This is a genomic window from Nocardia sp. NPDC020380, from assembly GCF_044386975.1.
In the GTDB taxonomy this organism is placed as follows: Bacteria; Actinomycetota; Actinomycetes; order Mycobacteriales; family Mycobacteriaceae; genus Nocardia.
The window spans coordinates 132,411-145,766 of sequence record NZ_JBIRVQ010000005.1 but is presented as its reverse complement, the minus strand read 5'-3'; the positions used below and the strand labels follow the sequence as shown (position 1 = coordinate 145,766).

Below are 13,356 nucleotides of genomic sequence, written 5' to 3'. Positions count from 1 at the left end.
CCTCCCCGCGCTTGCTTGCGTAACCACGCAGCGCCCCTCGGACATCCGGGAGAGGATCCAGCATGACCTTCTGGCTGACAGCTCTGCTGGTCTGGATGGCAGCCGGCGCGCGGGTGGGGCGGGTGCTGGTGAAGCCCGCGACCACGGCGCGGGTGGCGATCGTGGTCGCGGTGGCGTCGGTGGCGGCGGCGGCCACCCTCGCGGTGCCGGAAATCAATGTGGCGGTGGATCATCTGCTGCCCAACGGCGTGCACGGGGAGTGGTTCGGCGACCGCCTGACCGCCGCCTCCTGGATCCTGTTCGGCACCGCCACCTCGGTGGTGGCGGCCGCCGCCTGGCCGGTGGTCTCGCGCCGCAATCTGCGCCAGATCGCCTGGATGTTCTACGCCGGCGGCCTGATCGCCATGCTGCTGACCCTGCTCTGGTCGCTCACCTTCGGGTGGGTGATCGTGGTGGTGGAATGCGTCTTCATCGTCATCACCGGCGTGCGCAATCTGGACTGGACCACGCTGGGCCGCGGTATCGCTCTCTACTCGACGGGCACCTTCCTCGTGGGTGTGCTTGCGGCACTGTCGATTCGGCGCGCGCTGCACCACGAGCCGATGGAGGTGCCGGGCCAGGGCGCCTGGTACTGGCCGGTGTGGGAGCTGGCGAGCCTACTCATCGCGGTGGGCGCGGTGTGGATCGTCATCGAACTGTGGTGGCGAGCGCGCATGCTGCTCAGGCAGATTCGGACCCTGCACCGGGTGCTGGTGGCCCGCTTCCCGGAGGTCATCGCGCACGAGGAGAAGGGGTCCGGCACCCAGATCAAGGCCTCCGACCAAGTGGCGCAGATCATGGACGCGCTCTACCTGCAGGCGGGTGGCGGTGTGGATCTGGCCACGGTCGGCATCCAGTTGACCGATGCCACCAAGCCGCCGGACGAGGTTGCTCCGCGCGCCCTGCGGGTCGCGGAGTGGGCCCGGAATCCCTTCGGCGATGTGGTGATCGATCCACGCTGGATCTCGCCCCCACCCGGAGTGGGTCCGCGCGGCTGGGTGCATGCGATTGCTCGCGCTTATGATGCATCGGGTTCGAATGCGCGCCCGAACGCCGTTCAAGGTTCGGCGCAACACTAGTCACTGAATCCGTCATCGAATCGGTCACTTCGCGCCGACTTCGACTGCACGGTGCTGGTCACCGCTGTTGTACTAATACCTTTCCCGCGACAGGTTGGCGCAAATACGATCTTGTCTCGAATATGACAAGTCCCGTGCTGCCATGCAGCACGGGACTTTGCTTGTCGCGGGATGGTGCATTGGGGGCGAAACACTCACAGTGCACAAAACGACATAGTGCACAAAAGAACTGACTTCGGGACCCGGAACATGCTGGGTGGGTAATGCCAGGATTGTGCATATTGCACCAGCGCAGCGTCTTACGCCACATGGCCCCAGCGAACTGGGACCGGTGCAACACTCCTCATGCATACCGAATGGTCGGGGATTGGCCGGCGCCGCCCTGCAAGCAGAGCCGGTCATTCTCCGTCGGTCCGACGTGGATCACGCTGCCGACAAACCAACACAGTGCGGCCTCCGAGCTAGCCGCACTGTGTTGCTCTGTGGCAGGGCCTATTCCGTGCCGTCCGGAGGAATTTCGGGCAGACCTTCGCTTGCCCGCAACTTCTCCGCCATGGAGGTGAGTAGATTCTGAGATTCTTCGGAGAGGTTGAATGCTCTACTCGACAGACGACGAAGTCCGTAGCCCTGCAGCTGGGACAGCAGCTCTAGATCATGATCGATCTTCGCCGCGTAGATGTCGTTGAAGAAGTAGTCAGGCTTGACCTTGAAGAACTTTGCCAGAGCAGCCACCGTCTCATCCGACGGGTTCGTGCGCTGTCCCGACCGCAACTGCGAGAGATACGGTTTCGAGATCGGATGGCCGGATGCCGTCAAGGCGGCCGCCACCTCTGCGTTCGTGTGCGGCTTACGCCCCGGGGGATGCACGGTTTCGAACAGCTTGTTCAGCCGCGCCGCGAAATCAGCCATTGTGAGCCGCCCAATTCCCTTCGCTGTACTAACAGTCGTTATCTCGGATACGTATCATTGATATTAGCGGCTCAGTAACTGAAAACCTACGCCTGATTCGCGATTTCCTTGAAGCTTCTAGGCGGTGATCCGGTTCACCCTCTGTGGCTTGGGCGTTTGCGGGCCAACCCCACGGTTCTTGCCGAGCGCTTAAGAGGACCGGTTCTGGCCCGTCGCGAGGGTCTTCCCGGACGGGCCACCTGTAGCTACAAGATAGCTGACATCTCATCTTCTTGTCTGTACCGGAGATTGTGTGGCGTACGCCACGTTTCGCGACAAGTCGGATGAACGTTCAACCCAGGCCCCAAAAAGTTTGGGCTACTGGATCCGCTCGATGATGGTGCCGGTCGCGAGGGCGCCGCCGCAGCACATGAGGACCATCGCGATGTTCTTGTCCGACCGCTCCAGCTCGTGCAAAGCCGTTGTGATCAACCGGGATCCGGTGCTGCCGACCGGATGCCCGAGCGCGATCGCGCCGCCGTTCACGTTCACCCGATCCAGGTCCGGCTTGTGCACCGAGGCCCACGACAGCACCACGGACGCGAAAGCCTCGTTGATCTCGAACAGGTCGATATCGCCGATGCTCATACCGCTGCGCTCCAGCAGCCGCTGGCAGGCCTGCACCGGACCGTCCAGCTGGTATTCGGGCTCGCCACCCACCAGGCACTGCGCGATGACGCGGGCGCGCGGGCGCAAACCCTCACGCTGCGCGGCCTTTTCGTCCATCAGCAGCACGCCGGCGGCGCCGTCGGAGATCTGTGAGGAGGTGCCCGCGGTGTGAATTCCGCCCTCCTGCACCGGCTTCAGCTTCGCCAGGCCCTCGCGGGTGGTCTCGCGCAGGCCCTGATCGCGGCTGATGTCGGCGGTCTCGCCGGTGAGGTTGCCCTCCTTGTCGACCTGCGGGGCGTTCTTGACGGTCAGCACCTCGCGATCGAAGCGGCCCTCCGCCCACGCCTGGCCGGCCAGCCGCTGCGAGCGCTCGCCCCACTCGTCGGTATCGTCGCGAGTGATACCACGCCGCTTGGCAATTCGCTCCGCGCCGGTGAACTGGTCGGGCATATCGATGTTCCAGGTGGCCGGCTTGCGCGGGCCCGCGTGCGTTCCGACGTTGGCGCCCAACGGAACATGGCTCATGGACTCGATGCCGCACGCCAGGCCGACCTCGATGGCGCCGGTCGAGATGAGACCCGCCACCAGGCCGACCGCCTGCTGCGCCGACCCGCACTGATTGTCGATGGTGACCGCGCCGGTCTGCCAGGGCAGGCCCGCGTGCAGCCAGGCGGTGCGGGTGACGTTGTTGCTCTGCTCGCCGACCTGCATGACGCAGCCGCCGATGACCTGCTCGACCAGGATGGGGTCGATCTCCGCTCGGTCGAGCACGCCCTTCTGTGCCGCCCCCAGGAGTTCGGCGGCGTGCAGGCCGGCCAGCCAGCCGTTGCGCTTGCCGATCGGCGTGCGGGCCGCCTCGACGATGACAGGTGTACCCATGACTTTCCTTCCGAGTCAGAACTGCAACAAGTTCTCTGCGACTAGCCTAAGTTAGTAAACGGTGTTTTCCATTGTCTCTTCCCCTGGTTTACCACCCGTGCTTGAATAACGGTAGAACAGGTTTCAGTTGGTCAAAGGAGACAGCTGGTGGTGGATACCCAGGCCCGCCCGAACGTCCCGGACGGATTCGACGTCACCGACCCGGAAATGTGGGCGCAGCGCGTTCCGGTCGAAGAACTCGCCGAACTGCGCAAGGCCGCACCGATCTGGTGGAATCCCAAATCCCCCGAGGTGGGCGGCTTCCACGACGACGGCTTCTGGGTGGTGAGCAAGCATGCCGACGTCAAGACCGTCTCGCGCCGAGACGACGTGTTCTCCACCTTCGAGAACACCGCCATCCCGCGGTTCCAGGACGACATCACCCGCGAACAGATCGAACTGCAGCGCTTCGTCCTGCTCAACAAGGACGCGCCCGAGCACACCAAGCTGCGCAAGATCATCTCCAAGGGCTTCACGCCGCGCGTCATCAACGGCCTGCGCGCCGAACTGACCGCCCGCGCCGAATCCATCGTGAAGGCCGCGGTGGCCTCCGGCACCGGCGATTTCGTGCAGCAGGTGGCCTCCGAACTGCCGCTGCAGGCCATCGCCGAACTCATCGGCGTGCCGCAGGAAGACCGCATGAAGCTCTTCAAGTGGTCCAACGAGATGACCAGCTACGACGACCCGGACAGCGACGCCGATCCGGTGGTCGCCTCCACCGAGATCCTCGGCTACGCCTACCAGATGGCCGAGGCCCGGCGCGCCTGCCCGGCCAACGACATCGTCACCGAACTGATCAATGCCGATCTGGACGGTGAGGCGCTGCTGCCCGAGGAATTCGGCTTCTTCGTCATGGTGCTGGCCGTGGCCGGCAACGAGACCACCCGCAATGCCACCACCCACGGCATGGCCGCCTTCCTCGAAAACCCGGACCAGTGGGAGCTTTTCAAGTCCCAGCGGCCCCGCACCGCCGCCGACGAGATCATCCGCTGGGCCACCCCGGTGAGCAGCTTCCAGCGCACCGCGCTCGAGGATGTCGACCTCGAGGGCACGCAGATCAAGAAGGGGCAGCGCGTCGTGCTGTCCTACCGGTCGGCGAACTTCGACGAAGAGGTGTTCGAGGACCCGTACACCTTCAATATCCTGCGGGACCCCAACCCGCACTTGGCTTTCGGCGGCACCGGTGCGCATTTCTGCATCGGCGCGAATCTGGCCCGGCTGGAGATAGAGATCATCTTCAATGCCATTGCCGATCACATGCCCGACATCACCAAACTCGGCGATCCGAAGCGACTGCGCTCCGGCTGGCTGAACGGCGTCAAGGAATTCCAGGTCGACTACACGAGCGGATGCCCGGTCGCCCACTGACCTCGTCACAGTAAGAAAAAGGCCCCGCCTGCCAGTGCAGCAGGCGGGGCCTTTCTTTCCCTCAAAGAGGTTTGATGGTGGCCATGGCGCGTTCTGTTTCCCAGAAGGCGCGCAGGGCAAGGATTTTGCCGTCACTGTCGACCTTGTAGGTGAAGACACCCTCGGCGTCGATGATCTGGCCCGTCATGGTGGTGCGGATGCGGCCGACGTAGGCCACCTCGCTGCCACAGGCGAAGGAGTCATCGAACAGGAACTCGATGGAGTCGGTCTGCGCGATCGCCTTGTCCCAGAACGCCGCAATGGCCTCCGCGCCGCGGTGCCCCTTGCCGTCCGGATCGAAGAACGACGGACCGACCGGATCCTCGACGATCCCGTCGACCGCAAACAGTGACACCCAGGTGTCCTTGTCCTTGGCCCGCACGGCCGCCTGCGACTTCAGGCCCGCGACCCGGGCGGGATGTTCGCTCACGGCTGCTCACTCCCGACCACCCACATCGAGAAGTACTGCGAGCCACCGCCGTACGCGTGACCGAACGCCTTGCGCGCGTTCTCCACCTGGTAGTCGCCGGCCCGTTCCATGACCTGCTTGGCGGCCTCGGCGAACCGGATCATGCCGGAGGCGCCGATCGGGTTGGAGGACAGCACGCCGCCCGACGGATTCACGGGAAGCTTTCCGCCGATGGCGGTTTCGCCCGCATCGGTGAGCTTCCAGCCCTCACCCTCGGGCATGAAGCCCAGGTTCTCCAGCCACATGGGCTCGAACCAGGAGAACGGGACATAGATCTCGGCCGCGTCGATCTCCTCGAGCGGGTTGGTGATCCCGGCCTGCTTCCAGAGCGCCTTGGCGGCTTCCTTGCCGGCCTGCGGACTCACCTGATCGCGGCCGGCGTAGGCCAGCGGCTCGGTGCGCATGGCGGTGCCGTGGATCCAGGCCACCTTCCGGCCCTGCGCCTCCACGGCCTTGGCCGAGGACTCGTCACCGATCACGATGGCGCACGCGCCGTCCGAGGACGGGCAGGTCTCGTCGAAACGGATGGGGTCCCACAGCATCTGGGACGACATCACGGACTCGAGAGTGATGTCCGGCTGATGCAGATGCGCGAACGGGTTCCGCGCGCCATTGCGGCGATCCTTCACCGCCACCATGGCGCCGATGTGCAGCGGCGCGTTCGCGCGGCGGATGTAGGCGCGCACGTGCGGGGCGAAGTAGCCGCCCGCGCCCGCGCCGACCGGCTTGGTGAACGGCACCGGGTTCGACAGCGCCCACATGGCGTTCGACTCGGACTGCTTCTCCCAGGCGATGGCCAGCACCCGGCGGTGCACGCCCGCCTGCACATGACTGGCGGCCACGACCGCGGTCGAACCGCCCACCGAACCGGCGGTGTGCACCCGGAGCAGCGGTTTTCCGGTGGCGCCCAAGGCATCCGCGAGGAACAGCTCCGGCATCATGGAGCCCTCGAAGAAGTCGGGGGCCTTGCCGACCACGACCGCGTCGATATCGGCCATGGTCAGGCCGGAGTCCGTCAGCGCCCGGTCGATGGCCTCGCGGACCATCCCCGCCATCGAGACATCCGACCGTTTGGTCACGTGATGAGTCTGTCCCGTACCCAGGACAGCGGCTGACAAGGGCCCACCCGTCGCCCGGCCGCCACCCCCCACCGAATCGCTGCGCGATGCTGTACTCATTTTGCCTCCAGGGTGGCGACCAGGTTCTGCTGCAGCGCGGGACCCGAACTGGCATGGGCCAGTGCGCGATTCGCGTTGCCATTGAAGATTTCGGTGGCGGCGAAGCCGATGCGCTCCAGCCCGGCCGCGAACATCGGGTTGCCCGACAGCGGGCCGCCGGACGGATTGATGCGGGTGTTCCCGTTCAGGCCGATGGCCTGCTTCAGGATGAGCTCCTCATGGCTGAACTGCGCGTGCAGCTCCGCCACATCGAAACCGCTCGCGTCGCCGCCGGTGACGGCGTCGGCCGCCTTCTTGGCGGACTCGGAGACGGTGAGATCCCGCGCACCCAGCACCGGGCTGTCGATGTAATGGGCCATACCGGTCAGCCAGGCCGGGCGCTCGCGCAGCTCGCGGGCGCGATCGCCCACCGCCAGCACGATGGCGGCCGCACCGTCGGTGATCGGCGCGATGTCGTGGGCGCGGAACGGGTCGGCGACTTTTGCGGCGGCCAAGAGCTTTTCGGCGTCCGAGCCGGTGGAGCGGGCGGCCACGGCGGCCATATCGGCCTCGGTCCACTTACCCGCGTCCAGGCCCGCGCGGGCCTGCAGGCCGGCGATGGAGACCGAATCCGGCCACAGCGGCGCGACCAGATACGGGTCGGTCTGCAGGGTCAGGATCTGACGCAGGGTACCGGCGGAGGCCTTTCCGAAGCCGTACACCAGCGCCGTTTCCGCCTGTCCCGAGCGGAGTTTCACCCACGCCTCGTACAGCGCCCAGGCGGCATCCATCTCCACGTGCGACTCGTTGATCGGCGGCACCGCGCCGATGGAGTCGATGGCCGAGATGAACGAGAAGGCGCGTCCGGCAAGGTAATCCGAGGAGCCGGAGCACCAGAAGCCGATATCAGAGACGCCGATGCCGAGCTCGGCGTACAGCTCCTGGAAGCACGGCGCGAGCATCTCGACGCCATTGGTGGTGCCGAAGGTCTCGGGCACATGCGGCGCGTGGGCGAACCCTACGACCGCGATGTCGGTTGCATTGTTGCGCCCACCCGAGCCCCGACCGCCGCCCCTGGCGGAATCGCTCTGCGATGCTGTGTTCATATTTCAGCGCCTCTCTACAGGTGGTGCGCGAAAGAGTCGTATTCGGCGTCCGGTTCGCCGGTCGGCCGGAAGTGGTCGATATTGCCGATGGACAGGCCCCACTCCTCGCGCGGCTTCCACACCGCCTGGACCTTCATACCCATCCGGACCTCGCTCGCTTCGATGCCGAGCACCAGGTGCAGGAACGGAATATCCGCGCCGTCCAGCAGGATGTAGGCGGCGACATACGGGGGCTTGAGCGTCTGACCCATGAACGGCACGTTCACGATGCAGAAGGTGGTGACGATGCCGGTGTCGGAGACCTCGACGTAGTCGTCGGTGGGGGAGCCGTCCCGCGGGTCCGCGCCACGCGGCGGGAAGTACACCTTGCCGTCCATGCGGGCACGGGCGCCGAGCAGCTTGCCCTCCATGAGCGCCTTCAGGAAGACGGCTTCCTGCGGTGCGGCGGTGTGCTTGATGGAGAAGTCGACCGGGGTCACGATGCCGGTGATGGGATCCGCGGTGGTGTCGGAATCGGCTGGAGCAGCGGAGGTTTCGCCCGGTTCGAAGGCGGCGATGTCATGAATGCTGCCGGTGCGTTCGCCGGCCCAGCGCGCCCGCACCCGCAGGCCGGTCGAGATGTCGGCCGGGGCGGCCACATCCACCGCGTGCAGGATGGCGGTGTCCGCGCCGTCGAGCTTGATGAGCGCGTAGGCGAAGGGCCGGTCGAAGGGCTGGCCCGGCAGCGGCTCGGCGACCCAGGACCAGGTCTGGACCGTGCCGACATCGGAGACCTCGACGAACTCCGAGAGCGGTTCACTGGTCTTCGGATCGAATTCCGCGGGCGGCACGATGACGCGCCCATCGGACCCCCGTACACCGACGACCTTCCCGGACCGCAGTTCCGTGAGGAAGCGCCCGATGATCGGTCCGGTGGAACGGGTGTAGTCGAATTGCATCCGCAGCGGCGCGGACAGTACTTCGGTGTTCCCGTGAGTCACGAGATCGAGTAGAACAGGTTCTAGAGATGGTGGCAAGGGCGCACCTGGGAAGGGAGTCGGACATGCGGTTTGGGTTGCAACTCGGATATTGGGGGCAACAGCCTCCGGCCAATGCACAAGATCTCGTGAACGCCGCCGAGGAGGCCGGATTCGACGCCGTCTTCACGGCGGAGTCGTGGGGTTCGGACGCGTTCACGCCATTGGCGTGGTGGGGTTCCCAGACGAGCCGGGTGCGGTTGGGGACCTCGGTCGTGCAGCTGTCGGCGCGGACGCCCACGGCGACCGCGATGGCCGCGCTGACGCTCGATCATCTCAGCGGCGGCAGGCACATTCTCGGGCTCGGTGTGTCCGGCCCACAGGTCGTTGAGGGCTGGTACGGACAGCCTTTTGCGAAGCCGCTCGCGCGGACCCGCGAATACGTGTCGATCATCCGGCAGGTGCTCGCCCGGGAAGGCAAGGTGACTTCCGCCGGGCCGCATTACCCGTTGCCCTACAACGGTTCCGGCGCGACCGGGTTGGGTAAGCCGCTGAAGCCGATCACGCATCCGCTGCGCGCTGACCTGCCTATTTGGCTGGGTGCGGAGGGGCCCAAGAATGTGTCGCTGACCGCGGAGATCGCGGACGGCTGGCTGGCCATCTACTACACGCCGCGGCTCGCGGGCATGTACAACGAGTGGCTCGACGAGGGCTTCTCGCGGCCGGGTGCGCGGCGTTCGCGCGAGGACTTCGAGATCGCGGCCACCGCGCAGGTGATCTTGACCGATGACCCCAAGGCCGCGCTGGATCGGCTGCGGCCGTTCTCGGCGCTCTATATCGGCGGCATGGGTGCGGAGGAGCTGAACTTCCACGCCGAGGTGTACCGGCGGATGGGTTACGGCGCCGAGGTCGACGAGATCACCCGCCTGTTCCGTGCCGGGAAGAAGGAGGAAGCCGCCGCGGCGGTGCCCGATCAGCTGATCCTGGACACCACGATCATCGGCGACGAGGACCATGTGCGCGAGCAGCTGAAGGTCTGGGAGCAGGCCGGCGTCACCATGATGCTGGTCGGCGTGCACGATGCCGAGCAGTTCGAGCGGCTGAAACCGCTTATCCGGTCGTAGAACTCGTTCTAGGATTGGACTCGATCTCGGTGAGTGGGAATGTCCCCCTTGCCGAGAACGAGAACAGGTTCTATTTTCATCCTTGTGAGCTACAACATAGCGGACCTTGTCGAACACACCATCGATCTCATGCCGGAGCGAGTCGCACTGGTTGATGACACCCGCTCGGTGACGTACGCCGAGCTGGAGGACCGGGCCAACCGGCTCGCGCACTACCTGCAGGAGCACGGTGTGCGGCCCGGCGACAAGGTCGGCGTCTACTCGCGCAACACCATCGAGGCCGTCGAGGCCATGGTGGCGATCTTCAAGGCGCGGGCGGTCATGATCAACGTGAACTACCGCTACGTCGAGAACGAATTGCAATACATCTTCAGCAATTCGGACATGGTCGCGCTGATCCACGAACGCCGTTACAGCGAGAAGGTGGCCAATGTGCTGCCGAACGTCCCCGCCGTGGCCACCGTCGTCACCGTCGAGGACGGCACCGATCTCCCGCTGCCCCCCGGCGCGGTGGAATACGAAGCGGCACTGGCCGGCTCGTCCGGTGAGCGCGACTTCGAGGAGCGCACCTCCGACGACATCATGATGATCTACACCGGCGGCACCACCGGCCTCCCCAAGGGCGTCATGTGGCGCCAGGAAGACTGGTGGCGGGTGCTCGGCGGCGGCATCAACTTCTACACCGGCGTCCACATCGAGGACGAGTGGGAGCAGTCCAAGGGCGGCGCCAGCGGCAATACGCCCATGGTGCGCTACCCGATTCCGCCGCTGATCCACGGCGGTTCCTTCACCGCCACCCTGCACAGCCTCTTCGACGGCGGCAAGGCCGTCATGCTGCCGGAGTTCAGCGGCCACGGCGTGTGGCAGGCCATCGAGCGGCACGGCATCAACATGATCTTCATTACCGGTGACGCCATGGCCCGGCCGATGATCGACGCCGTATCCGAGGGCAACCCGGAAACCGGTGAGCCGTACCAGCATTCGAGCCTGTGGGTGCTGGCCAGCAGCGCGGCCCTGTTCTCGCCGACGCTGAAGGACGAGTTCGTCGAGCGGTTCCCGGGCGCGCTCATCACCGACTCCATCGGCTCCTCCGAGACCGGCTTCGGCGGGCTCTCGGTGGCGGCCAAGGGCACCACGCACACCGGCGGGCCGCGGGTGAAGATCGACGGCTCGACCCAGGTGCTCGACGAGGAAGGCAACCCGGTCGAACCGGGCTCCGGCAAGGTCGGCATGCTCGCCCGGCACGGCAATATCCCGGTGGGCTACTACAACGACCCGGTCAAGACCGCGGAAACGTTCAAGGAGTTCAACGGCATTCGCTACTCCATCCCGGGCGACTACGCCCGCGTGGAGGAGGACGGCACCGTGACCATGCTCGGCCGCGGCTCGGTCAGCATCAACTCCGGCGGCGAGAAGATCTACCCCGAAGAGGTCGAGGGCGCGCTCAAGGCGCATCCGGAGATCTTCGACGCGCTGGTGGTCGGCGTGCCCGACGAGCGCTGGGGGCAGCGGGTGGTGGCGGTCGTGCAGTGCCGCGACGGCTCCCGGCCCACCCTCGAGGAGCTGCGGCCCACGCTGATCCAGGAGATCTCGTCCTACAAGCTGCCGCGCAGCCTGTGGTACGTGGACGAGATCAAGCGGTCGCCCGCCGGCAAGCCCGACTACAAGTGGGCGCACGCGCAGACCGAGGAGCGCCCGGCCGACAATCACGCCCAGGCGCCCGGCAGCAAGTAGCCCTGCGGTGCCGGGCGGCTCCGAGCCGCAATCAGCTTCGAGCACCAAGTAGCTCGCGGGAAGATCCCTCGGTGCTCGCGAGAATCGCGCCCGGTCACGCTCATGGCGTGACCGGGCGCGATGCATTGTGCGGGCGGGTTGTCCCGCGCTGCCCTCGAGAGTGGGGGAGTTCGTTTTCTGCAACTTGTCGGTGGCCTGTGCCACAGTGGTCCACATGAGCGAGAAGGGGGACCGGTCCGCCACGGTCACCGACGAGGTTTTACAGAGCTTCGAGACGCACCGGCGGGAACTGTGCGCCTACGCCTATCGCATGCTCGGATCTTCTTTCGAGGCCGAGGACGCCGTGCAGGAGACCTTCACGCGCGCGTGGAAGTCCTATGACAGTTTCGAGGGCCGCTCCAGCCTGCGGTCCTGGCTGTACAAGATCACCACCAATGTCTGCCTGGACATGCTCGACGGGCCGCAGCGCCGCGCCCGGCCCATGGATCTCTCCGGTCCCTCCACCCCCGATTCGCAGCTACCCGCGCCGGAGCCGGATTACGTATGGGTGGAACCGATTCCGAACGGCCTCGCCTTCGGCGCCGATCCCGCGGAGGCCGCCAGCGCGAAAGACACACTGCGCCTGGCCTTCGTGGCCGCGGTCCAGCACCTGCCGGCCAGCCAGCGCGCCATCCTCATCATGCGGGAGGTGCTGCGCTTCTCCGCCAGCGAGACCGCCGACATGCTCGAGGTGTCGCCCGCCTCGGTGAACAGCGCGCTGCAGCGCGCCCGCGCCACCATGTCGAAAGTGCAAGAGAAGGCCACGGTTTCGGACGCCTTCAGCGAAACCGACGAGCAGCAGCGCAAACTCGTCGACGACTTCGTCAAGGCCTTCGAGTCCTACGATATGACCGCGCTCACCGAGCTGCTGAAGGCCGATGTGGCACTGTCCATGCCGCCGTTCCCGCTCTGGGTATCCGGTCCGGAGAATGTCGCGGCCTTCATGCTCGGCACCGGCGAGGCCTGCCGGAACTCGCGCCTGATCCCGCTCGCCGGCGCCAACGGCCAGCCCGCTTTCGGTCAGTACAAACCGAGTGGCGAAGAACCGGGACTGTGGACGCCGTGGTCGATTACAGTGTTGGAGCTCGATGGCTCCACCATCTCGGGCCTGAACTTCTTCCTCGACACCGAGAAGTTGTTCCCGCTCTTCGGCCTTCCGATGGAGTACCGCGAGAACTAGTTAGACTTTGTCGTCGCGCAGGTGGATGCGCCGGGGTGGTCCGGCGCAGTGCGGCGGCATGCGTAGAACGGCCCGCAGGGTGAAAACCCGGCGGGCCGTTCACGTTTCATGCTGACCAGTCTGTAGGTGCTGGAGCGTCGGCTATCCGGGATACGCCATATGGAATGGCTCCCACTGGTGGCCATCGGGATCGATGAAGGTGCGGCCGTGCATGCCGACCTGCGCCTCCTGAGCCCGCTTGTCGGCGTTCACCTCTTCGGTGCCGCCCGCGGCGATCGCGGCCTCGGTGAGGGCATCGACTTCGTGGGCACTGGCCAGGGACAGGGCGTACAAACCGTTGACGGTTCCGGCCGAATCACCCAACGGTCGTTCGCTGAAGGTGGTGAAGAAGTCTCTGGTCAGCAGCATCAGGCAGATGTTGTCGTCGATGACGATGCAGGCCGCGTTGCAGTCGGTGAAGTCCTGATTCACCTTCCAGCCGATGGACTCGTAGAACCGCTTGGCCCGCTCCAGGTCCGCGACCGGGAGATTGATGAAGATCATTTTGCTGGCCATGGGGGTCGTCCTTCCATCCGCGATCCGATGCACGCA

12 protein-coding genes are annotated in these 13,356 nt (G+C 65.8%); 5 read left to right on the top strand and 7 right to left on the bottom strand.

Going from position 1 to position 13,356, the window contains the following annotated elements; genetic code table 11:
- Positions 1-62: 62 nt before the first annotated feature.
- On the top strand, positions 63-1,118 hold the full coding sequence (locus ACH438_RS14570) for a hypothetical protein (RefSeq protein ID WP_397005144.1): 1,056 nt from the start codon (positions 63-65) through the stop codon (positions 1,116-1,118).
- Between the two features lie 492 nt (positions 1,119-1,610).
- Here the strand turns inward: ACH438_RS14570 and ACH438_RS14565 are convergent, their stop codons facing one another.
- Both ACH438_RS14565 and ACH438_RS14560 read right to left on the bottom strand, forming a co-directional pair.
- On the bottom strand, positions 1,611-2,027 hold the full coding sequence (locus ACH438_RS14565; RefSeq protein ID WP_397005142.1) for a helix-turn-helix domain-containing protein: 417 nt from the start codon (positions 2,025-2,027) through the stop codon (positions 1,611-1,613).
- 357 nt (positions 2,028-2,384) lie between these two features.
- Positions 2,385-3,554: a steroid 3-ketoacyl-CoA thiolase gene (locus ACH438_RS14560; protein ID WP_397005140.1), complete on the bottom strand. Its 1,170-nt coding sequence runs from the start codon at positions 3,552-3,554 to the stop codon at positions 2,385-2,387.
- A 207-nt stretch (positions 3,555-3,761) separates the two neighbouring features.
- On the opposite strand from ACH438_RS14560, the gene ACH438_RS14555 reads away from it, so the two are divergent.
- On the top strand, positions 3,762-4,961 hold the full coding sequence (locus tag ACH438_RS14555; protein WP_397005991.1) for a cytochrome P450: 1,200 nt from the start codon (positions 3,762-3,764) through the stop codon (positions 4,959-4,961).
- A 61-nt stretch (positions 4,962-5,022) separates the two neighbouring features.
- On the opposite strand, the gene ACH438_RS14550 is transcribed toward ACH438_RS14555, so the two are convergent.
- From ACH438_RS14550 to ACH438_RS14535, 4 genes are read right to left on the bottom strand one after another with little or no spacing between them, the layout of a single operon-like run.
- Entirely contained in the window at positions 5,023-5,430 is a 408-nt protein-coding gene (locus ACH438_RS14550) for a nuclear transport factor 2 family protein (RefSeq protein WP_397005138.1), read from the bottom strand.
- Positions 5,427-6,647 (bottom strand): thiolase domain-containing protein, encoded by a 1,221-nt coding sequence (locus ACH438_RS14545; protein ID WP_397005136.1) that lies wholly within the window; start codon positions 6,645-6,647, stop codon positions 5,427-5,429. Before ACH438_RS14545 ends, ACH438_RS14550 begins: the two co-directional genes overlap by 4 nt.
- Positions 6,644-7,732 (bottom strand): thiolase domain-containing protein, encoded by a 1,089-nt coding sequence (locus tag ACH438_RS14540; protein ID WP_397005134.1) that lies wholly within the window; start codon positions 7,730-7,732, stop codon positions 6,644-6,646. The genes ACH438_RS14545 and ACH438_RS14540 overlap by 4 nt, the downstream gene beginning before the upstream one ends.
- A gap of 14 nt (positions 7,733-7,746) precedes the next feature.
- On the bottom strand, positions 7,747-8,670 hold the full coding sequence (locus tag ACH438_RS14535) for a Zn-ribbon domain-containing OB-fold protein (protein ID WP_397005989.1): 924 nt from the start codon (positions 8,668-8,670) through the stop codon (positions 7,747-7,749).
- A gap of 104 nt (positions 8,671-8,774) precedes the next feature.
- On the opposite strand from ACH438_RS14535, the gene ACH438_RS14530 reads away from it, so the two are divergent.
- The 3 genes from ACH438_RS14530 (at position 8,775) to ACH438_RS14520 (ending at position 12,765) form a co-directional block, all read left to right on the top strand.
- Positions 8,775-9,812 carry an LLM class F420-dependent oxidoreductase gene (locus ACH438_RS14530; RefSeq protein WP_397005132.1) on the top strand — a complete coding sequence of 346 codons (1,038 nt, stop codon included), beginning with the start codon at positions 8,775-8,777 and terminating at the stop codon, positions 9,810-9,812.
- 84 nt (positions 9,813-9,896) lie between these two features.
- Positions 9,897-11,546, top strand: coding sequence for an acyl-CoA synthetase (locus ACH438_RS14525; protein ID WP_397005130.1), 1,650 nt, complete (start codon positions 9,897-9,899; stop codon positions 11,544-11,546).
- 214 nt (positions 11,547-11,760) lie between these two features.
- The gene (locus ACH438_RS14520; RefSeq protein ID WP_397005128.1) at positions 11,761-12,765 is read left to right on the top strand and encodes a sigma-70 family RNA polymerase sigma factor; all 1,005 of its coding nucleotides are present in this window, start codon (positions 11,761-11,763) and stop codon (positions 12,763-12,765) included.
- Between the two features lie 141 nt (positions 12,766-12,906).
- Here the strand turns inward: ACH438_RS14520 and ACH438_RS14515 are convergent, their stop codons facing one another.
- The gene (locus ACH438_RS14515; RefSeq protein ID WP_397005126.1) at positions 12,907-13,320 is read right to left on the bottom strand and encodes a VOC family protein; all 414 of its coding nucleotides are present in this window, start codon (positions 13,318-13,320) and stop codon (positions 12,907-12,909) included.
- Positions 13,321-13,356: the final 36 nt, after the last annotated feature.